Annotated in this window: 21 protein-coding genes; 13 read left to right on the top strand and 8 right to left on the bottom strand. The window is 63.9% G+C overall.

The window, feature by feature from the left end; all coding sequences use genetic code 11:
- Positions 1 to 3 precede the first annotated feature (3 nt).
- The 3 genes from dut to Q0603_RS16000 all read right to left on the bottom strand — a co-directional run bounded on the left by dut (position 4) and on the right by Q0603_RS16000 (position 2,628).
- Entirely contained in the window at positions 4 to 495 is a 492-nt protein-coding gene (dut, locus tag Q0603_RS15990) for a dUTP diphosphatase (RefSeq protein ID WP_298727512.1), read from the bottom strand.
- Positions 495 to 1,787 (bottom strand): bifunctional phosphopantothenoylcysteine decarboxylase/phosphopantothenate--cysteine ligase CoaBC, encoded by a 1,293-nt coding sequence (gene coaBC / locus Q0603_RS15995; RefSeq protein WP_298727514.1) that lies wholly within the window; start codon positions 1,785 to 1,787, stop codon positions 495 to 497. Before coaBC ends, dut begins: the two co-directional genes overlap by 1 nt.
- 100 nt (positions 1,788 to 1,887) lie before the next feature.
- On the bottom strand, positions 1,888 to 2,628 hold the full coding sequence (locus Q0603_RS16000; RefSeq protein ID WP_298727516.1) for an SDR family oxidoreductase: 741 nt from the start codon (positions 2,626 to 2,628) through the stop codon (positions 1,888 to 1,890).
- 267 nt (positions 2,629 to 2,895) lie between these two features.
- Here Q0603_RS16000 and Q0603_RS16005 point away from each other — a divergent pair, with 267 nt between their 5' ends.
- The 7 genes from Q0603_RS16005 (at position 2,896) to Q0603_RS16035 (ending at position 8,784) form a co-directional block, all read left to right on the top strand.
- A complete protein-coding gene (locus Q0603_RS16005) occupies positions 2,896 to 4,035 on the top strand; it encodes a carboxylate-amine ligase (protein WP_298727518.1) in 1,140 nt (379 codons plus the stop codon).
- 35 nt (positions 4,036 to 4,070) lie between these two features.
- Complete coding sequence (locus tag Q0603_RS16010; RefSeq protein ID WP_298727520.1) at positions 4,071 to 4,412, top strand: RNA-binding S4 domain-containing protein; 342 nt, start codon at positions 4,071 to 4,073, stop codon at positions 4,410 to 4,412.
- Positions 4,413 to 4,502: 90 nt separating this feature from the next.
- The gene (gene fdxA, locus Q0603_RS16015) at positions 4,503 to 4,847 is read left to right on the top strand and encodes a ferredoxin FdxA (protein WP_298727522.1); all 345 of its coding nucleotides are present in this window, start codon (positions 4,503 to 4,505) and stop codon (positions 4,845 to 4,847) included.
- Positions 4,848 to 5,147: 300 nt separating this feature from the next.
- Entirely contained in the window at positions 5,148 to 6,137 is a 990-nt protein-coding gene (locus Q0603_RS16020) for a CarD family transcriptional regulator (protein ID WP_298727523.1), read from the top strand.
- Positions 6,138 to 6,282: 145 nt separating this feature from the next.
- Positions 6,283 to 7,158: a hypothetical protein gene (locus tag Q0603_RS16025; protein WP_298727525.1), complete on the top strand. Its 876-nt coding sequence runs from the start codon at positions 6,283 to 6,285 to the stop codon at positions 7,156 to 7,158.
- Positions 7,159 to 7,267: 109 nt separating this feature from the next.
- Positions 7,268 to 7,837 carry a PAS domain-containing protein gene (locus tag Q0603_RS16030; RefSeq protein WP_298727527.1) on the top strand — a complete coding sequence of 190 codons (570 nt, stop codon included), beginning with the start codon at positions 7,268 to 7,270 and terminating at the stop codon, positions 7,835 to 7,837.
- Positions 7,838 to 7,890: 53 nt separating this feature from the next.
- Positions 7,891 to 8,784 carry an RNA polymerase factor sigma-32 gene (locus Q0603_RS16035; protein WP_298727529.1) on the top strand — a complete coding sequence of 298 codons (894 nt, stop codon included), beginning with the start codon at positions 7,891 to 7,893 and terminating at the stop codon, positions 8,782 to 8,784.
- A 75-nt stretch (positions 8,785 to 8,859) separates the two neighbouring features.
- On the opposite strand, the gene Q0603_RS16040 is transcribed toward Q0603_RS16035, so the two are convergent.
- Both Q0603_RS16040 and Q0603_RS16045 read right to left on the bottom strand, forming a co-directional pair.
- The gene (locus tag Q0603_RS16040) at positions 8,860 to 10,338 is read right to left on the bottom strand and encodes a M48 family metalloprotease (RefSeq protein ID WP_298727531.1); all 1,479 of its coding nucleotides are present in this window, start codon (positions 10,336 to 10,338) and stop codon (positions 8,860 to 8,862) included.
- Positions 10,338 to 11,141, bottom strand: coding sequence for a crotonase/enoyl-CoA hydratase family protein (locus Q0603_RS16045; protein WP_298727533.1), 804 nt, complete (start codon positions 11,139 to 11,141; stop codon positions 10,338 to 10,340). Before Q0603_RS16045 ends, Q0603_RS16040 begins: the two co-directional genes overlap by 1 nt.
- Before the next feature lie 151 nt (positions 11,142 to 11,292).
- Here Q0603_RS16045 and Q0603_RS16050 point away from each other — a divergent pair, with 151 nt between their 5' ends.
- From Q0603_RS16050 to Q0603_RS16060, 3 genes are all read left to right on the top strand, one after another.
- Positions 11,293 to 11,907, top strand: coding sequence for a ribonuclease HII (locus Q0603_RS16050; RefSeq protein WP_298727535.1), 615 nt, complete (start codon positions 11,293 to 11,295; stop codon positions 11,905 to 11,907).
- Between the two features lie 244 nt (positions 11,908 to 12,151).
- A complete protein-coding gene (locus Q0603_RS16055) occupies positions 12,152 to 13,180 on the top strand; it encodes a site-specific DNA-methyltransferase (protein WP_298727729.1) in 1,029 nt (342 codons plus the stop codon).
- Between the two features lie 124 nt (positions 13,181 to 13,304).
- Positions 13,305 to 14,423, top strand: coding sequence for a PAS domain-containing protein (locus Q0603_RS16060; protein WP_298727537.1), 1,119 nt, complete (start codon positions 13,305 to 13,307; stop codon positions 14,421 to 14,423).
- Between the two features lie 32 nt (positions 14,424 to 14,455).
- On the opposite strand, the gene Q0603_RS16065 is transcribed toward Q0603_RS16060, so the two are convergent.
- Both Q0603_RS16065 and Q0603_RS16070 read right to left on the bottom strand, forming a co-directional pair.
- Complete coding sequence (locus Q0603_RS16065; protein ID WP_298727539.1) at positions 14,456 to 14,899, bottom strand: DUF3237 domain-containing protein; 444 nt, start codon at positions 14,897 to 14,899, stop codon at positions 14,456 to 14,458.
- Positions 14,900 to 14,932: 33 nt separating this feature from the next.
- Positions 14,933 to 15,400: a MarR family winged helix-turn-helix transcriptional regulator gene (locus Q0603_RS16070; protein ID WP_298727541.1), complete on the bottom strand. Its 468-nt coding sequence runs from the start codon at positions 15,398 to 15,400 to the stop codon at positions 14,933 to 14,935.
- 97 nt (positions 15,401 to 15,497) lie between these two features.
- Here Q0603_RS16070 and fabF point away from each other — a divergent pair, with 97 nt between their 5' ends.
- The gene (fabF, locus tag Q0603_RS16075; protein WP_298727543.1) at positions 15,498 to 16,760 is read left to right on the top strand and encodes a beta-ketoacyl-ACP synthase II; all 1,263 of its coding nucleotides are present in this window, start codon (positions 15,498 to 15,500) and stop codon (positions 16,758 to 16,760) included.
- A 102-nt stretch (positions 16,761 to 16,862) separates the two neighbouring features.
- Here fabF and Q0603_RS16080 read toward each other — a convergent pair whose 3' ends face one another.
- Positions 16,863 to 17,417 carry an RT0821/Lpp0805 family surface protein gene (locus Q0603_RS16080; protein ID WP_298727545.1) on the bottom strand — a complete coding sequence of 185 codons (555 nt, stop codon included), beginning with the start codon at positions 17,415 to 17,417 and terminating at the stop codon, positions 16,863 to 16,865.
- A gap of 166 nt (positions 17,418 to 17,583) precedes the next feature.
- Here Q0603_RS16080 and pdxH point away from each other — a divergent pair, with 166 nt between their 5' ends.
- Positions 17,584 to 18,168 (top strand): pyridoxamine 5'-phosphate oxidase, encoded by a 585-nt coding sequence (gene pdxH, locus Q0603_RS16085; RefSeq protein ID WP_298727547.1) that lies wholly within the window; start codon positions 17,584 to 17,586, stop codon positions 18,166 to 18,168.
- A complete protein-coding gene (locus Q0603_RS16090) occupies positions 18,165 to 19,103 on the top strand; it encodes a cation diffusion facilitator family transporter (RefSeq protein ID WP_298727549.1) in 939 nt (312 codons plus the stop codon). Before pdxH ends, Q0603_RS16090 begins: the two co-directional genes overlap by 4 nt.
- The last annotated feature ends 29 nt before the right edge of the window (positions 19,104 to 19,132 follow it).

The following is a 19,132-nucleotide window of genomic DNA, read 5'->3' on the forward strand; positions in this document are numbered from 1 at the left end:
GGTTCAGTCTCCTGTGGCTGCTTTCGCCGCGGGCGTGGCGGTGCCGGTCGAGCCGAAGCCGCCGGCGCCGCGCTGGGTCTCCGGCAGTTCGGCCGCCTCGACCCAGTCGACGCGGCTATAGGCGGCGACGACCATCTGCGCGATGCGTTCGCCGCGATTGATGACGAAAGGCTGTTGCCCGTGGTTGATCAGCACGACGCCGACCTCACCGCGGTAATCGGCATCGACGGTGCCTGGTGCGTTCAGCACGGTGACGCCATGTTTCAGCGCAAGGCCGGAACGGGGCCGCACCTGCGCCTCAAAACCCGGCGGCACGGCGATGGCCAGCCCGGTCGGCACCAGGCGGCGTTCGCCCGGCTGCAAGGTGATCGGCTCGGAGATCGCGGCCAGCAGATCGAGGCCGGCGGAATCCGGCGTGGCGTAAGCCGGCAGCGGCAGTCCCTCGGCATGGGGCAGGCGCTTGATCGGTACATGCAGGGGTACCGGTCGGGTCATCAGGAGCGTCCTTTGCTGATTTTCGGTTTTGTGAGCTTCACGACCGGAGCGGATTCGCTAAAGAAGGCAGCGATGCGATCCGCCAGCTGCGCTGCGACCTCCGCCTTGCTCATGCGCGGCCAGTCTTCCACGCCATCCTGGCGCACCAGATGCACCCTGTTGCTGTCGCCGCCGAAGGTATCCGATCCCTCGCCGACATGGTTGGCGACGATCCAGTCGCAGCCTTTCGAAGCCAGCTTCTTCTTCGCATAGGCGACGACATTCTCGGTCTCGGCGGCAAAGCCGACGACCAGCGTGGGGCGGCGCTTGGCGTCCGTGGTGGCGATGGCGCGCAAAATGTCCGGGTTCTCCGCCAGCCGCAACGTCGGCGGCGTATCGCTGGTCTTCTTCAGCTTCTGTGATGCTTCGACGGCGACGCGCCAGTCCGCCACCGCGGCGGCAAAGATCGCGGCATCGGCCGGCAGGTTGAGGAAGCAGGCGGAAAACATGTCGCGCGCCGCTTCCACATGGATCGTCTTCACGCCCGGCGGATCGGGCAGACTGACCGGGCCGGTGACCAGGATCACCTCGGCGCCGCGCGCAGCCAGGGCGGCAGCGATGGCATGGCCCTGCTTGCCCGAGGAACGGTTGGCGATATAGCGCACCGGATCGATCGGCTCATGCGTCGGCCCGGAGGTGACGATCACCTTGCGGCCCTTCAGGCTTTGCGCAGGCGGCGGCTGCACGAGCATGAGATGCTTGGGCAGCGGCTTGCCGAACTGCGCCTCGATGGCGGCAACGATCTCCAGCGGCTCCGCCATGCGGCCGGGGCCATATTCGCCGCATGCCATCTCGCCGTCGTTTGGTCCGACGAAGGCCACGCCGTCCTGTTTGAGCTGTTCGACGTTGCGCTGGGTGGCCGGATGCAGCCACATGCGGACATTCATTGCCGGCGCGACGAGGATCGGCTTGTCGGTGGCCAGCAGCAGGGTCGTGGCCATGTCGTCGGCCAGGCCCTGGGCCATACGGGCGAGAATATTGGCGGTCGCCGGGGCGACCACGACCAGATCGGCGTCGCGGGACAGCTCGATATGTCCCATCTCGGCTTCGTCGGTCAGCGAGAAAATATCGGTGGAGACCTTCTCGCCGCTCAGCGACGAGACGCTCAGGGGCGTGACGAATTGCTCGGCCGCCTTGGTCATGGCGCAGCGCACGCTGGCACCGCGCTCGCGCAGGCGGCGGATCAGCTCAAGCGATTTGTAGGCAGCAATGCCGCCCGAAATCACCAGCAGAATGCGTTTGCCCTTCAGCATGCCCTCGTCCGGCTTATGGCCAGCCGCAGGGAAATCACGCGGCCGGACTGTGCTTCACGCTAATCCACCTAAATTAAAACCACAAGGGCTTGCAGGGAATCTAGACGTGCTGGCCGCCGTTAATGTGAATTTCGGCACCATTCACATAGGACGAAGTCGGCGTGCAGAGGAAGTAGATGGTTGAGGCCACTTCCTCGGGCTTGCCGAGCCGGTGCATCGGGATTTCCCGCCGCACGATCTCGTCGGTACCCGGCGAGAGAATAGAAGTATCGATCTCACCCGGAGCAATGGCATTGACGCGGATGTTATGCGGTCCGAATTCCCAGGCCATTTCCCGGGTCAGCGCCGCCAATGCCGCCTTGGAGGTGGCATAGGCCATGCCGGCAAAGGGATGCACGCGGCTGCCGGCAATTGAGGTAACATTGACGATGGAACCTTGCGCGGCCTTCAGTTCGTTGAAGAAGCCGCGGGCCAGCATCGCCACCGAGAAAAGATTGACGTTATAGACCTTCATCAGCGTGCCGAAGTCGGTGTCGAGCACGCCAAGGCGCGAACCACCCGGCCCCTTGGGCGAGATTGCCGCATTGTTGACCAGCGCATCGAGCTTGCCGTCCGGCAGGCGCTTTTTCAGCGCCTCGATGGCGGCCGGCAGCTGGTCGATATCGGCCAGATCCATCTGCACATGGCTCTCGGCGCCGCCCTCCCAGGGGCAATGTTCGGAAAAGGGCTGACGCGAAACGGTGAAGACGCGCCAGCCGGCGGCGGAAAAGCGCTTCACAGTGGCATGGCCGATACCGCGGCTGGCGCCGGTGAGGATCAAGGTACGTTGACGGTCTGTCATAGTTGCAAATCTATCGCACCAGCACGGGCGGCGCCAGCGGCCAGCCGGCGCCGCGCTGGCGGCAAAGGCAGGAGGCAGCGCCTGCGTGACGGTGATCACCTGCTGCCGATCGAATTGGCGGCCTAGGTCTGAACGGGCGGTATTTCCCGCAGGAGAGGCAGCGGAAACAATCCATTCGCCACATCGCTGCCGCATTCAGCCGTCATGGCTGCGGCGCGTTCGTCCGCCAGTCCGCCTATACTAGGCCAAAAGAAACGGGGGCCATTTATGTCCGACGCTTATCCGATCGGCATCGAGGAAGAGTATTTCCTCGCCGATGCCGAAACCAAGAATGCAGTGCCGCGCATGCCGAAGGCATTAATGCGGCGCTGCAAGGAAGCGCTGGGCGACCAGGTGCAGACGGAACTGCTGCAATCGCAGATCGAGGTCGCGACGCCGATCTGCCGCTCGCTGGAAGATGCCCGCAAGGCCCTGCGGCATTGCCGCCAATCCCTGGCCGAGGCCACTGCGGAATTCGACATGGCGCTGTTTGCCGCGGGCACGCATCCTTTGGCGGAATGGTCGGAGCAGGAGCCGACCGACAAGCCGCGCTACCACAAGATCGCCGACGATCTGAAAATCCTGGCACGCCGCAACATGCTGTGCGGCATGCATGTCCATGTGGAGATCGCCGATCCGCACCAGCGGCTGGATGTGATGAACCGCATCCTGCCGTTCCTGCCGGTGCTGCTGGGCCTGAGCACCTCCTCGCCGTTCTGGCGCAAGCATACGACGGGACTGATGGGCTATCGCCTGGCGGCCTACGATGAACTGCCGCGCACCGGCATTCCGGAATTCTTCCCCGATCTTGCCGATTACAACGGCTATGTCGACACGCTTGTCTCGGCCGGTGTGATCGAGGATGCCACCCATATCTGGTGGTCGATCCGTCCCTCTTTACGCTTTCCCACGCTGGAACTGCGCATCGCCGATTCCTGCACCCATCTGGAAGATACGCTGTGCATCGCGGCGCTGTATCGCTGCCTGGCGCGGGCGCTGCAGCGGCGGCCGGACATCAACGCCACCTGGCGCAATCATACCCGGCTGCTGATCGAGGAAAACCGCTGGCGCGCCCAGCGCAACGGCACCAGCGAAGGCCTGATCGACATCAACAACAAGCGCATCACGCCGTTCGCCGACGTGATCGAGGATATCCTGCGCCTGATCGAGGAAGATGCCGCCGCGCTCGGCTGCATCCCCGAAGTCGCCCATGCCCGGCAGATCCTCGTCCGCGGCACCTCGGCCGCGCAGCAGCTCGCGCTGTATCGCGAGAAGCGGCAGGCCGGCGCCAGCCGTATCGAGGCCTTGCGCGCCGTGGTCGGCTGGCTGATTGCAACGACCAGGCAGGTGGCTGCCCGACCGGCCTGACGGGGCGCGCCGGCGCGCGCTATACTACCGGCCGCATGGGTGAGGTTTCTTCTTCTCAGTCTTCCTCCCAGACCGCGCTGCGGCTGGACAAGTGGCTCTGGATGGCGCGGTTTTGCAAGTCACGCGCCATCGCACAAAGTTTTGCCGAGAAAGGACGCATCCGCATCAATGGCCGCGTCATCGACAAGACGCATGCGCAGGTGCGGATCGGCGACGTTCTGACCCTGCCGCTGCCCGGCGGCGTGCGCGTGGTGCAGATAACGCGTTTGCCGCTTCGCCGCGGCCCCGCGCCGGAAGCACAGGCGACATATGTCGAAATCCCGCCTCAGCGCGGCGAGGATGACGCTGCGACAGCGGACCGCGGCGGCAAAGATTGACCCTCTGTAGTCGCTGTGCTACCCGACGAGCCGCTGCTGCCCCATATATTCCGGTAGCGTTCATCAGCCGTCAGCCAAGGTTCTCAGCCAATGACCTATGTGGTGACCGAACAGTGCATCAAGTGCAAATACATGGACTGCGTCGAGGTTTGCCCCGTCGACTGCTTCTATGTTGGCGAGAACATGCTGGTGATCCATCCGGACGAATGCATCGACTGCGGCGTCTGCGAGCCGGAATGCCCGGCCGAGGCCATTTTGCCGGACACCGATAGCCGGACCGAGGCCTGGGTGGAGCTGAACCGGGAATATGCAAGCCAGTGGCCCAATATCACCCGCAAGGGCGAGCCCCCGGCCGATGCCGATTCCTGGAAGGGCGTGCCCGGGAAATTCGAGAAATATTTCAGCCCGAAGCCTGGCGAGGGCACGACGAAGTAACCCAGCATCTGCCCCATAAGGACAGATTTCTATCTCTGCGCGTATTGTTGGGCGGTTTCGCGTCCTGCTGGCCGCTGTCCATAAGCGCAGTTTTAGGGTATATTTAATCTGTAATTTTTAGCCTCGTCCGCAGGATTGCCGCCGGACGAGCTGGGTGGCTTCTGGATCAAAATGACTCCGGGTTGCATCCGACAGGAAGTTACGACTTAAACTTGTCTGCCCCCAGGTTCTCGTCGAGCCTGAACGGCAAGTATTCGTCGTCTATTTTGACGGTGGCGTGTTACGAAGCGAGGGTGGCCAGTGAAAAAAGCCAAGACCAAGAGCCCAGCCAAGGCAAAGACTGCCGCAGCCAGCAAAGCCAAGCCGGCCAAGACCAAGCAGCCGGCCGCGCGTGCCGCGGCGGCCAAGAAGCCCGCGACCGTAAAGCAGAAGGCCCCGGCGAAAACCGCCGCCAAGCCGGCTCCGAAAGCTGCCGCCAAGTCTGTCAAGGCCACCGCCCCGGCCTCCAGCCAGACCGCCAGGAAGAAAACCGAAACCAAGCCGGCGAAGACCGCCGCTGCTGTGAAGGCCACCAAGACCCAAGCCTCGGCCGCGCCCGCCGCGAAGCCCGCCAAGGCCTCTGCCGCGTCAGCGGCCAAGGCGGCTGCGCCCGCCAAGCCGACGCCGCCGTCGAAGCCGCTTGCCGTTTCGGCTCCGCCGAGCCGTCCATTGCCGCAGCCGGTGCGTCCGGCGGCGATGGACCCCAAACCCCAGCAACCCAGTAGTAAAGTCGTGCAACTCAAGCCAGTACCTGCAAAAGTGAAAGTCGATTTCGCCGCCGGCGATTATGTCGTTTATCCCACCCATGGCGTGGGCAAGATTTTGCGCATCGAGCGTCAGATGATCGCCGGGTTCGAGCTCGACCTCATGGTCGTCGAATTCGAGCGCGACAAGATGACCGTGCGCGTGCCGCTGTCCAAGGTGGCCTCGGTCGGCATCCGCAAGCTGTCCTCGCCGCAGAAGATGCGCACGGCCCTTGAGACTCTGAAGGGTCGTGCCCGCATCAAGCGCGCCATGTGGAGCCGCCGCGCCCAGGAATACGAAGCCAAGATCAATTCCGGCGATCCGGTCTCGATCGCCGAGGTGGTGCGCGACCTGCACCGCAACGCCGGCCAGCCGGATCAGAGCTATTCGGAACGGCAGATTTATGAATCGGCGCTGGACCGCCTGATGCGTGAGCTGGCGGCCGTGGAGCGGATCGACGAAGAGACCGCGACCAAGAAGCTGGAGAAGATTCTGAAGGCGGCCTAAGCGGCCTCAAATCCGGCGCGTCCGGCGGCGCAAAAAGATCACACGGCTTTTGGCGCCGCCGCTTCGGTTTTCACTTCGTTTTCCCCTAGGGCTTCGTTAGCATTCGCCTTCGGGACCCGCTTATTGGCCCGATTCGTTAGAGACTTTGTCCGCGCCGCATCCAAGCTCCTCTCCGTCCATTGGCGCCGCAGCGTCCAATGCCGCACCGCGTCCGGCGCTGCCCACCGATTCCGAGGTTTTTTCGGTCCTGCGCCATGCCCGCCGCATCTGGGCCGTGGCTGCGATCCATGCCGAAGTGGGCCGCCTGCGCGAAGCGCATTCGGAACTGGCCGCGCGCCTTTTGCCGGGCGACCGCCTGGTCTATCTCGGCAATCTCATCGGCCATGGCCAGGCCACCATTGCGACGCTGGACGAATTGCTGGCGTTCCGCCGCGACTTCCTTTGCCTGCCCGGCGTGGAGCCGGAGGACATCGTCTATCTGCGCGGTGCGCAGGAGGAGATGTGGCGCAAGCTGCTGCAGATTCAGTTCGCCTCCGGCCCCGGCGAGGTGCTCGACTGGATGCTGCGTCATGGGCTGGAGCCGATGCTGCGCGCCTATGATGTCGAGCCTCGCCAGGCGCAGGCGGTGCTGCGCGAAGGCGCGCTGAGCATCAGCCGCTGGACCAATGGCCTGCGCGCCACCATCCGCCGCCATCCCGGCCATGACGAATTGTTCGGCAGCCTGCGCCGCGCTGCCTTCACCGCCGGCGGCGAATTGCTGTTCGTCCATGCCGGCATCGATCCCAATATTCCGCTTGCATCGCAATCGGATCATCTGTGGTGGGGCTCGCCGTCATTCCGCAATCTCTCACAGCCCTATGCCGGCTTCCGCCGCGTCATCAGCGGCTGCAATCCGCGCGGTGAGGGCGCGCATCTCGATGCCTTTACCTGCTGTCTTGATGGCGGCGCCGGATTTGGCGGGCCGCTGAACGTCGCCTGCTTCTCGCTGGACGGTGCCATCGTGGAAAGCTTCGCCATCTGATCATTCATTTGGTTCATTGGAAACGGGCATTTTTAAGCCTGCACTGGCCATTGGCGTGGCGGTTTTCCCCCGTTAGCATGCCCTCATGGCATCTGGGGATATGGAGAATTTGGCGGCCTGGCTGATGGCCGACAAAATCTCCCGCATCGAGACGTATCTCAGGGCGCATGGCGCTCGTCTTGAAACCCTGCAATGGTCCCCAACCGTTACGGAAATGATGAGCAAGCCGATCCGCTTCCTGGTGGAGTATTGGCATTCGCTCAAAGCCGATAGGGGTATCCCGAAAGCCAGCGACATTTCGCCTTTCGACCTGAAGCCTGCCTTGGGGCATGTGGTCCTGATCGATATGCTGGACGACGGCTGGGACGGCCGGTTCCGTCTTTACGGCACCAAGGTCGCGGAAACCTATGGCCGGGACATGACCGGACGCTGCGTGTCGGATATCGACGGCGGCAATTACATGTCGGTGTTTTTTCGCGCGCTGTATCGGGTGGCCTGGCTGCGCCAGGAAGCCTTCTTCAGCCTGCATTATCCGCCGCCGCATGTCTCAGTGGAATCATGGCAGCGGCTTGCGCTACCGCTATGCGGCCCGGATGGAAAGGTAAGCCGCTTTCTCGCGTGCAACACAGCCGGACGCTGGCGTGCACCGGTGCAGAAAATGGCGAACACATCCGCGTGAGCGGACGCTTTGCCCTAATTCCGTCTTAAACTTCGCTAACCATGGCTCTTGCCATGGTTCCAGATCGTCCCAATGCCGCCTCTTCCGATGCCAGTGACCGGGCTTTTGTGCGGCGCGCCATGCGGCTGCCGCTGCTGTCGCCCAGTGAGGAAGCGGCGCTCGCGAAACGCTGGCGCAACCGTCAGGACCAGACCGCGCTGCATAAACTTGTTGCACCGCATATGCGTCTGGTGATCTCCACCGCCGTGCGCTTCCGGCATTACGGATTACCGCTCAACGATTTGATTCAGGAAGGCAATCTCGGATTGATGCAGGCTGCGGCCCGCTTCGAGCCGGAGCGTGAAGTGCGCTTTGCCACCTATGCGGCCTGGTGGATTCGGGCAGCGATTCAGGATTTCGTGCTGCGCAACTGGTCGATCGTCCGTACAGGTACGACTGCAGCGCACAAATCGCTGTTCTTCAACCTGCGCCGCCTGCGCGCCAAGATCGAGCGCGGCGGGCATGAAGCGTTGACTGCGGAAGGCCGCCGCAAGCTGGCGCATCAGCTCAATGTCAGCGAGAGCGATGTTGTCCATATGGAAAGCCGGCTGGCGGCTTCGGACCGCTCGCTGAATGCCGTGGTGGGCGAGGATGGCGAAGCCGCCTGGCAGGACCTGCTGGTGGATGAACGGCCCAATCCGGAAGAGACCACGATGGCGCAGCGTGACACGCGCCTTCGCGCCCGCTGGGTCGGCGAAGCCGTCGCCGCTCTGCCCGAACGTGAGCGCGTCATCGTCAAGGCGCGCTTCTTCAACGAAGAAGCCGTCACGCTTGAGCGATTGGGCATGAAGCTCGGCATTTCCAAGGAGCGTGTCCGCCAGCTGGAGCATCAGGCGCTCAAACGCCTGCGCCGGCGGCTGGCCGACATCGCGGACCTGCAGCGGGAAGGCGGCACGCCGGCCAGTTAGGATCGCCGGGCACAGCTCTCATCTTGTCTCATCTTGAACATTGGCGCATCGTGGATGCGCGGCAGATGCTTTTGCTTATTCAATCATCTTCACGCGTTCGCCGGGCTTGATCGTCTCGCCCTCGCGCAGGCCGTTGAGCACGCGAAACTGCTCCAGCTTGAACCGCGACAGCGGCAGCTTCTCGGCCAGCTTCTCCACCGTATCGCCGGGTTTCACGCTCACGACGCGCAGCCGCAGCGGCTGCACGGCTTTCGCTTCCGACTCGGAAAGGAATTTCAGCGTATTCACGCTTTTGATCATCGTCGCCTCGATCTTGCTGAGACCCCCGGCCGGGGCGATGATGACGAAGCGGATGATTTCGTCGGTGGGAAAGCCGACCGCGACGAAACGCACATCAACGGTGCCGCCCGACTTGCTCTGCACCCGCGCCGAGCCGGTCGCCGCCGGCATGCCGTTCACGGTGATCGACTCGGTATTCTGCAGACGCAGATTCGGCACCCAGTAGCGCGTCAGGTAATCGAGCGCACTGCGCGAGGCCTGCACCTTCTTCTTGTCACGCTCCAGATCGAACTGCATCTGGCCGTTGCTGTGGCTGGCGATCACGGCCTGCGAGGTATTCGAAATCCGCCAGTCTTCCGGCACCGAAAAGCTTAGGCGCAAATCCGGATGCACGAAGGTGTTGCCCCGCACCACGCCTTCCTTCGGGTCGTCGCCATAGATCATGCCGTCGATGCGGTCGAGATAGATGTCGCGGCGATAGATCGGGTCGGTCGGATAGGCGCGCGCTTCCTCGATGGCGGCCCGGACGCGATCCGGCCCGCGCGGATGGGTGGCGAAAAGATCCATCGTGCGATCCTGGCCTGCCGCACCCGCCATCTTGGTGGCGAGATCGCTGTAGTCGCTCAGGCTTTGCAGAAAGGCCGCCTGCGCATCGGGCGCATAGCCCACACGCGCCAGCAGCCGCACGCCGATGAGATCGGCTTCGAATTCGTTCTCGCGGCTGAAGCTGGCGAGATAGGCGCCACCGGCAACCTGGCCGATCTGCCCGATGGCCTGGCCTGCCCCCTGACCGAGGAAGATCGATCCAAGGATGGAGCCGGCAGTGACACCAAGATTGGTGAAGACGGACTTGTCGTAGCGCTGCTCGGAATGCTTGGCGATGACATGGCCGATTTCATGGCCGAGCACGCCGGCGGCTTCCGCCTCGTTATTGGCCAAAGCCAAGGTGCCGCGGGTGATATAGACATAGCCGCCCGGCAGGGCGAAGGCGTTGACGATCGGCGAGTTCAGCACCGTGAAGGTGAAGCTGCCAGCGGGCTGACCCGACTGGCCGGCCAGGCGGCCTGCGATGCTGGCCACATAGGCGCCGATCTCCGGATCCTCATAGACGCCGCCGAATTCCTTGACGATCTTCGGATGCTCCTGCGCACCGAGCTTCTTGGCTTCATCGGGCGACATGAAGATCTGCGCCGTGACCGGCGCAGGCGCCATGGCAGGCGAAACAAGCATCGCCGCCAGCAGGACGGCGCCAAGCTTTCGAACGGATTTCGACATCAGCATCCTTTGAAGCGCGCCACGCGTTTCTCGATGAAGCTGGCAACGCCCTCCTTCACATCCTCAGTCGCCATCAGGCGCGCCTGCGTCGGCTGGAAATCCGCCACCGCCGCCGCCGGGCCTTCTTCGATGGCGAGCCGCGCGTTGCGCAAGGTGGCGTTGACCGCCAGCGGCGCCTGCGCCGCGATCGACTGCGCCAGCCGCATCGCCGCGTCGAACTGTCCGCCCGGCTCGGTCACCTCCTGCACAAAGCCCAGCCGCAGCGCCGTGGCGACGTCGAATTCGTCGCCCGTCAGCAGATAGCGCATCGCATTGCCCCAGCCAGCCCGCTCGACCATGCGGATGGTGGCGCCGCCGGTGGCCATGATGCCGCGCCTGACCTCAAGCTGGCTGAAGCGGCAATCGCTGGAGGCCACCACGATATCCGCGGCCAGCATCAGCTCGATGCCGATGGTGTAGGTGATCCCCTGCACGGCCGCGATTACCGGCTTGGTGCGGAGCGGCGGCAGGTTGTTGAGCGGATCGATCTGGCCGGGTTCGACGAACAGCGTCTTCTGCCCCATGAAGGGCGCGACCTTGGGCAGGTCAAGGCCGGCAGTGAAATGCCGGCCTTCCGCATATAACACCGCGACGCGGGCCTCGGGCGACTGCTCGAAAGCGGTGTAGGCGGCAGCCAGTTCGCGCAGCATCTTCGGCGTGAAGCCATTGAGCTTGGCGGGCCGGTTCAGTCCGATGACAAACACCGTCCCCTCCAGCCGGGTGAGGATTTCGCCATCCGGATCGATTTGTGGTGCCGCGCTCATCGTCGTTCCTGTCCTGCTTTCTGCTCTGCTCAATCGGCTGTATTTATTCCTTACATTTTATCGACTTTTCCACAGCGCGCGGGATGCGGGCAAGCGGGCGACGGATATAATCCCGAATCGTGACCGGAGCAGGGCAGCCAGGAGGGCATCGGTGCCGGATTTCACGCTGGAGAAACGGCTGGGCGGAGTGGTCTGCGGCGTCGACGAGGCGGGGCGCGGGCCGCTGGCTGGCCCGGTCGTGGCCGCCGCGGTGATCCTGGACCGCAAGCGCGTGCCGCGCGGCATCGACGATTCCAAGAAGCTGACGGCGGAAAAGCGCGAGGACCTTTACTGGCGCATCATGGAGCGCGGGCGCGTCGGCATCGGCGCCGCTTCAGTGGCCGAAATCGCGCGGCTGAACATCTTCCACGCGACCATGCTGGCCATGTGCCGCGCCGTCACCGCGCTACGCGTCGTGCCCGATCATGCGCTGGTGGATGGCAATCACTGCCCCAAGCAGCTCTGCTGTCCCGCAACCGCGGTGGTCGATGGCGATGCGCTCAGCATTTCGATTGCCGCAGCCTCCATCATCGCCAAGGTCACCCGCGACCGCGCGATGGCCAAACTGCATCTGCGCTATCCCGCTTATGGCTGGGACAGCAACAAGGGCTACGGCACGCCGGCGCATCATGCCGGACTGAAGGCTGCCGGCATTTCTCCGCATCACCGACTAGGTTTTGCGCCTGTTCATGAACAAATGACTCTAGATCTTGAGTTAACGTCTTAATAACCTAAAGAATCTAATGACTTGCGGGTCTTTTTAGGGGGACCCGCAAATGGCTTCTACGTTGAATGATCCGGCCCGCAAGGCCCTGCGCAAAGGCCATCTGCGCCTCGTGAGCGCCAATCCCGACAGCCGGCGCCGCACCACCAAGCTGAAACTCAAGGGTGCCGCCGGCGAAACCCGGATCGACGCTCCTCATCCGGCGCTGCCGCTCGATCGCATCCTGCTGGGCGACAGCATCGAGCAGATGAACAGGCTGCCGGCGGAGAGCATCGACTGCATCTTCGCCGACCCGCCCTACAATCTGCAGCTCACCGGCGAGCTGCGCCGGCCGAACGACACCGTGGTGGATGCGGTCGACGACGACTGGGACAAGTTCGGCTCCTTCGCCGAATACGACGCCTTCAGCAAAGCCTGGCTGCAGGCGGCGCGGCGGCTGCTGAAGCCCAATGGCACGATCTGGGTGATCGGCAGCTACCACAACATTTTCCGCCTCGGCGCCCAGCTGCAGGATCTCGGCTTCTGGATGCTGAACGACATCGTGTGGCGCAAGACCAACCCGATGCCGAATTTCCGCGGCAAGCGTTTTACCAATGCGCATGAAACGCTGATCTGGTGTGCCAAGAGCCAGGACGCCAAGGGTTATACCTTCAACTACGACGCCATGAAGGCGCTGAACGAGGACCTGCAGATGCGGTCCGACTGGCTGATCCCGATCTGCTCGGGCGCGGAGCGGCTGCGCGGCGAAGACGGTGCCAAGGCGCATCCGACGCAGAAGCCGGAAGCGCTGCTGCATCGCGTGATCATTGCATCGACCAAGCCGGGCGACGTGATCCTCGATCCCTTCTTCGGCTCCGGCACTACCGGCGCCGTCGCCAAGCGGCTGGGGCGCCGCTTCATCGGCATCGAGCGCGACAAGACTTACGCCAAGGCAGCCGAGCGCCGCATCAGCACGGTGCAGCCGGTCTCGCCCGACGATGTGGAAGTGACCCGCTCCAAGAAGGACGAGCCGCGCATTCCCTTCGGCTGGGTGGTTGAACGCGGCCTGCTTGCGCCCGGCACGGTCCTGTTCGATCCGTCGCGGCGCTTTTCCGCCAAGGTGCGCGCCGATGGCAGCCTGGCCACCGCCGATGCGGTCGGCTCGATTCACAAGGTCGGCGCTCATGTGATGGGCGCCAGCGCCTGCAATGGCTGGGTGTTCTGGCATATGGAAGTCGAAGGGCAGCTGAAGCCGATCGACATCCTGCGCCAGAAGCTGCGCGCCGAATTATCCTAAAGGCGCATCTTCCTCAGTGCGGTTTGGCTGGCCATCGCGAATGACGCGATGCTAACCTGATCATGCTATCGCTTCAGGGTGACGGCCAAGACAGCGGCATGTCGCTTAAGGGGGGGAGTACCGCGTGGATCGCCCGGAAATCGACCGTCCGGCAATGTCGGCAGCGCTGCTGCACAGGCTGATGGAAGGCGACGGCTCGCTGCTGGAGGGCCGCGAGCGGCAGATCGATGCCCTGATGATCGAGCGGCTCTACCATCTGAGCGGCCCCTTCCGTTATGTGCCGTTCCCGATGCTGTTCGGCGCCTTCCTGATGTTCCACGAATACGCCACCTGGTGGAGCATCGTCGGCCTCACGGTTCTGTACGCCTTCGGCACCTGGTATCTGGATCGCATGCGCGAGCGCTACGCCGTCTATGGCGAGGGTTCTGGCGATGCCGCCTATTGGGGCCGCCATTTCGCCGTCGGATCGGCAGTTACCGGAGCGACCTGGGGCTTGCTGGGCTGGCTGTATTTCCCGCCGGGCAATGTCGAATTGCAGGCCGTGCTGGCGATCGTGTGGGCCGGATTGTCGTTCAGCAACGCTAATACCCGGACCACGCATCTGCCATCCTACTATGCCTTCATGGCGGCAATGACCATTCCGCTTTATGCGCGCACCTTCATCTCGGGCGAGCGTTCGGCGCTTTACATGGCGTTCTTCGGATTGGTGATGGCGGCTGCCATGGCGATCTGGGTGCATCTCAACTACCGCCGCGAAAGACTGGGCATCGCCCTGCGGCTGCGCAACGCCGAATTGATCGCCGAACTGGACCGCGCCCGTGCCGCTGCCGAAGCCAGCCGTCGCGAGATCGAGCAGGCCCATCGCGCCGTGCTGGCGGATTTCGCCGGCGCGCAAGCCCTGGCCTGCCAGGGTAGCTGGAGCTGGGATGCCGATGACGAACAGATGACCTGGTCGGACGAGTATTACCGGCTGATCGGACTGGCGCCGCAATCCTGTCCGGCCTCGCTGGCCGGCTTGCTGGAGCAGGTCCACCCCGATGATCGCGACCTGGTGCGCCTGCATTATCGCCGTCTGCGCAATGGAGCGGCAAAGGATCGTGTGGTCTTCCGGCTGGCCGATGCCGTCGCACCCGGCGAGCGGCGCGAGGCTTTGGGTGCCGCCGAGCGCGACGCGCAGGGGCAGGTCAGACGGGTGCAAGGCGTTTTGCGCATCTATCCGCCCGACTGGGATCGGCCGATCTGAGTTCGATCAAACTGGGATCGATCCGCCTGAAATCAGTCGACCGCGTAGACTTTCAGCAGAACCTGATCGGGCCGCCTTTCGCCATAGCCGATGGCCAGGCGATGCACCAGCCATTGCAGCTGCGGCGCAGCAGTTTCGAAACGCAACGCCGTGCGGAAATAGTAGCTCGCCGGATCGACGCTTTCGCCGCGCGCCAGCCGCGCCATCACCTCGGGCGGACCTGACCGCAAGCCACGGCTCCATACTTCGATCTGCTCGCCCGCATCGGTGACAAGCATGTAATGCGCATCCAGATCGGCCATGCCGTCCGGACGCAGAACCTGCCAGTCCGCGCCGCCCGGCAGCACCTTGCCGTTGAGCTTGCCCTTCAGGCGGCCGCCGGCGATCGGGATGCAGCGGCGCTCGCCCATCTCTCCGCGCCCGATGGATTGCGGCGTGGCGACTTCAACCTCCAGATCGAATATCGGTGAAAGCATCGGGCGCTCCTCGTCAGTTTTTGTCAGTCTTGTTCAGGTCTGCAGCCGCGGCACAGCGAAATCGAGCTGACGATTCAGCTGGGTCGTCTGCGTCTGGCCCAGCCGCCTGGTCACCTCGGCCTGGGCCTGCTGCCAGAGCGGCAGCGCCTTGCGGAACAGCCGCTGGCCCTCCGGGGTGATGCGGATCACCTTGCGGCGGCGATCCTCAGGTGCGGTCATTTGCGCGATCAGGCCCCGCTTTTCCATCAGGCGGAGATTACGGGTCAGCGTGGTCTGGTCGGTATGGAGCAGTTCGGCAAGGCTGCTGACCGAATGGCTGCCGTCGCGGGTCAAATAGGCAAGCGTGGCGAATTGCGGGCTGCTCAGGCCTGCCTTGGCCAGATGCTCACCGTAAAGCTGCATGACGAGCCGCGTGGCCGCCTGCAGCCGCATACCGGTGCAGCCCAGATCGCAAAGCTGCTGAAAAGCAAGATCGGCGGGATCGCCGCGTTTTTTCGTCATGCAGCGGTGATAACGCGTTTCCCGGCCCTTGCAAAGCGGCAAAGACGGGCTTAACTGTATCTACAATTCATGTATATACATATTTTGGAAGAGCGACATGCGCGATGTGGTGGTCACGGGGATGGGCATGGTTACGCCGCTGGGCAGCGGCGTGGCGGCGAATTGGGACAGATTGACCGCAGGCGCATCGGGCCTGCGGCCGATCACGGCTTTTGACACCACCGACCTGCCCGCGAGGGTCGCCGGAATCGTGCCTGATATTGCCGGGGATCCGCATGGCTTCGATCCGGAGCAGGCGGCTCCTGCGAAAGACCGCCGCAAGATGGATCGTTTCATTCATTTCGCCCTGGCTGCGGCGGCGGAAGCGATGCGCCAGGCTGATTGGCAGCCGCGCAGCGATACCGAGAAGCAGCGCGCAGGCTGCATCGTTGCGACCGGCATTGGCGGCTTTCCTGCGATTGCGGCAGCAACCCGCACCGTCGAGCAATCCGGCCCGCGGCGCCTGTCGCCCTTTGTCATCCCTTCCTTCCTTGGCAATCTGGCGGCTGGGCATATCTCGATCGCCTGGGGGCTGGAAGGCCCGCTTGGCTGTCCGGTGACGGCCTGCGCGGCGGGCGCGCAGGCCATTGGCGACGCAGCGCGGCTGATCCGCGCGGGCGATGCCGATGTGATGATCGCCGGTGGCGCCGAGGCCTGCATCGACCGCGTCAGCATTGCCGGTTTCGCGGCGGCGCGCGCGCTGGCGACCGCGCAGAACAACGATCCCACGCGCGCCTCGCGACCTTTTGATGCCGCGCGCGATGGCTTCGTGATGGGCGAGGGCGCCGGCATCCTGGTGCTGGAAGCGGAAGAGCACGCCCGCGGCCGCGGCGCTGCCGTTCTCGGGCGCATTGTGGGCTATGGCACCACAGGCGATGCCCATCATATCACCGCGCCGCCGGAGGACGGCGCGGGCGCCAGGCGGGCAATGCAGATGGCGATGAACCAAGCTGGATTGCAGCCGCGCCAGATCGGCTACATCAATGCCCACGCGACGGCGACGCCGGTGGGCGATGCGGCGGAAATCGCCGCCGTCAGAGCCGTGTTCGGCGATGCCGTCAGCGGCTTGTCCATGTCGTCGACCAAATCCGCCATCGGCCATCTGCTGGGCGCAGCCGGAGCCGTAGAGGCGATCTACAGCTTGCTGGCGGTGCGGGACAATCTGCTGCCGCCGACACGCAATCTGGACAATATCGATCCCGCTTTTGACGGTATCGACCTGCTGCCGCATCGGGCGAAACCGAAAGCCATCGATTATGCGATGTCCAATGCTTTCGGGTTCGGCGGCGTCAATGCCGCGCTGATCGTCGGGCGAGCCTGATCGCTACGCGTCCCGATGCAAAAAAAGACGGCGCGGTCCGGGTGGAACGCGCCGCTGAGTCTGGGGGGAAGGGGAGAATAAAGACGCTTCGACTGAAACTGCTTACTGCACCACTTTCCAGCTGCCGTCCGGCTGGCGGCAGGCGGTGCCGTAACCCTGCTGGGTTTCACCGCCGACTGTGATGGTCTGCTGGAACTCGCGGCAATATTCGCCGCTCTTGGTCTGATAGGCCGGCTGCGGCACCACGGTGCCGGCATTGCCGCTATCCGGATTGCGCCACGAGACTTGCGTGCCCGACGGCGTGGATTCGAAGGCGCGCTGATTGGCCCGCTCCATATAGACATGGTCGGCGCGATCAAGCGACTTGCCAACCTCTGAGCCGAGCAAAGCGCCGATCAACGTACCGGCTGCCACGCCAACGAGACGGCCGGTGCCGCTGCCGAACTGGGCGCCAGCAACTGCGCCGCCGACGCCGCCAAGCACGGTGCCGACATTCTGCTTCTGGCCGGTATCGGCGCAAGCGCTCAACAGGCCCGCTGCCGTAACCAGCGCGATGGCCACCGAGGCGATGCGGCCTGAAGCGATGCGTCCTGAGGCGATACGTCCTGAGGCGATACGTTGGGGCGCTACCTGATTGTGCTTCTCATGCGCGCGCATGACGTGTGATTCCCTTGCAGCATGCCCCTGGCGGGCACGGCGCAGATATGCGAGGGGATTGCGGCGGGATTGCGGCAGGCGTTAGGTATTGTTGCGGCTCCGCTATAGGCGGCGCAAAATGAAGCCGCTACAAGTATGTTCGTTTTCAGGATGTTGCAGGCACGCCATGGAAGCTTTCACCACGCCCTTTGCTCATTTTGCCGCTTGGCTTGCCGAAGCCGAAAAGAGCGAGCCGAACGATCCCAATGCCATGGCGCTGGCCACCGCTGATAAAGACGGCCTGCCGAATGTGCGCATGGTGTTGCTGAAGGAGCATAGCGAGCAGGGCTTCGTCTTCTACACCAACTTCGAAAGCCAGAAAGGCCAGGAGCTGCTTGCCAATCCGCAAGCCGCCGCCGTGTTTCACTGGAAGAGCCTGCGCCGCCAGGTGCGCATCCGCGGCAGCGTCAGCCGCGTCAGCGATGCCGAGGCCGATGCCTATTTCGCCTCACGCCCGCGCGACAGCCAGATCGGCGCCTGGGCGTCGCAGCAATCGCGCCCGGTGGAAAGCCGGTTTGCGCTGGAAGCCGCTGTTGCCAAATACGCTGCCAAATACGTCGTCGGCGCAGTGCCGCGGCCGCCCTATTGGTCGGGCTTTCGCATCACGCCGGTGAGCATCGAATTCTGGGCCGACCGTCCCTTCCGTCTGCATGACCGGCTGGTTTACCGGCGCGTTGGCGATGCCTGGACGACAGAACGCCTGTTCCCGTGACCCAGTCGGCTCGCGATTTTGTCGATAATCCTGCCATGCGCGACCGCCTGATGCGGCGGGCCACCTATGCCTCGGTGACAGTCGCGGTGGTGCTGATCGCAGCGAAACTGGCGGCCTGGCTGGTGACCGATTCCGTTGCCTTGCTGGCATCGCTGATCGATAGCCTGCTCGACGCGCTGGCTTCCCTGGTCAACCTGTTTGCGGTTCGCCAGGCGCTGACGCCGGCCGACAAGGAGCACCGTTTCGGCCATGGCAAGGCCGAGGCCCTGGCCGGCCTTGGCCAGGCCGCGCTGATCATCGGGTCGGCGCTGTTTCTCGTCGTGGAATCGATCCAGCGGCTGATTTCGCCGCAGCCGGTGGCTTACGGCCTGGCCGGCATCGGCGTGATGGTGTTTTCCATCCTGCTAACCGGGGTGCTGGTGCTGTATCAGCGCCATGTCATCCGCAACACCAATTCGCTGGCGATCTCGGCGGACCGGCTGCATTACCTGTCCGATCTGCTGACCAATCTCACCGTTCTGGTCGCGCTCGCAATCACCAGCCTGCCGGGATTCCTGTGGGTGGATGCAGTCGGCGCGCTGATCGTTGCCGCCGTGGTGCTGAAAAGCGCCATCGATATCGTGCGCGGTGCCTTGGATCATCTGATGGATCGCGAGCTGGCCGACGAGGAACGCGAGCGCATCAAGGATGTGGTGCGTCGCCACCCCGAGGCCGCTGCGATGCACGATCTGCGCACGCGGCAATCAGGCAATCAGGTATTCATCCAGTTTCATCTGGAGCTCGATCCGGAAATGCCGCTGCGCCAGGCCCATGCCATCGCGGTAGAGATCGAGCGGGAGGTGCTGGTGCTGTTTCCCGGCGCCGAGGTGATCATCCACCAGGACCCGGCCGGGATGCTGGAGGATCTTCCACCCTTTGCCGGCCGCACGGTTTAGCGCCGATTTCCGGCGACATTGGCGTATAT

Origin of the sequence: uncultured Ferrovibrio sp. (assembly GCF_937960835.1) — a bacterium.
GTDB lineage: Bacteria > Pseudomonadota > Alphaproteobacteria > Ferrovibrionales > Ferrovibrionaceae > Ferrovibrio.

Coding starts and splice junctions, on each gene's coding strand:
- pdxH (WP_298727547.1), top strand. CDS start 17,584: ATGGAAGCTTTCACCACGCCCTTTGCTCATTTTGCCGCTTGGCTTGCC.
- dut (WP_298727512.1), bottom strand. CDS start 495: ATGACCCGACCGGTACCCCTGCATGTACCGATCAAGCGCCTGCCCCAT.
- Q0603_RS16080 (WP_298727545.1), bottom strand. CDS start 17,417: ATGCGCGCGCATGAGAAGCACAATCAGGTAGCGCCCCAACGTATCGCC.
- Q0603_RS16010 (WP_298727520.1), top strand. CDS start 4,071: ATGGGTGAGGTTTCTTCTTCTCAGTCTTCCTCCCAGACCGCGCTGCGG.
- fabF (WP_298727543.1), top strand. CDS start 15,498: ATGCGCGATGTGGTGGTCACGGGGATGGGCATGGTTACGCCGCTGGGC.
- coaBC (WP_298727514.1), bottom strand. CDS start 1,787: ATGCTGAAGGGCAAACGCATTCTGCTGGTGATTTCGGGCGGCATTGCT.
- Q0603_RS16005 (WP_298727518.1), top strand. CDS start 2,896: ATGTCCGACGCTTATCCGATCGGCATCGAGGAAGAGTATTTCCTCGCC.
- Q0603_RS16040 (WP_298727531.1), bottom strand. CDS start 10,338: ATGTCGAAATCCGTTCGAAAGCTTGGCGCCGTCCTGCTGGCGGCGATG.
- Q0603_RS16035 (WP_298727529.1), top strand. CDS start 7,891: ATGGTTCCAGATCGTCCCAATGCCGCCTCTTCCGATGCCAGTGACCGG.
- Q0603_RS16055 (WP_298727729.1), top strand. CDS start 12,152: ATGAACAGGCTGCCGGCGGAGAGCATCGACTGCATCTTCGCCGACCCG.
- fdxA (WP_298727522.1), top strand. CDS start 4,503: ATGACCTATGTGGTGACCGAACAGTGCATCAAGTGCAAATACATGGAC.
- Q0603_RS16070 (WP_298727541.1), bottom strand. CDS start 15,400: ATGACGAAAAAACGCGGCGATCCCGCCGATCTTGCTTTTCAGCAGCTT.
- Q0603_RS16065 (WP_298727539.1), bottom strand. CDS start 14,899: ATGCTTTCACCGATATTCGATCTGGAGGTTGAAGTCGCCACGCCGCAA.
- Q0603_RS16000 (WP_298727516.1), bottom strand. CDS start 2,628: ATGACAGACCGTCAACGTACCTTGATCCTCACCGGCGCCAGCCGCGGT.
- Q0603_RS16045 (WP_298727533.1), bottom strand. CDS start 11,141: ATGAGCGCGGCACCACAAATCGATCCGGATGGCGAAATCCTCACCCGG.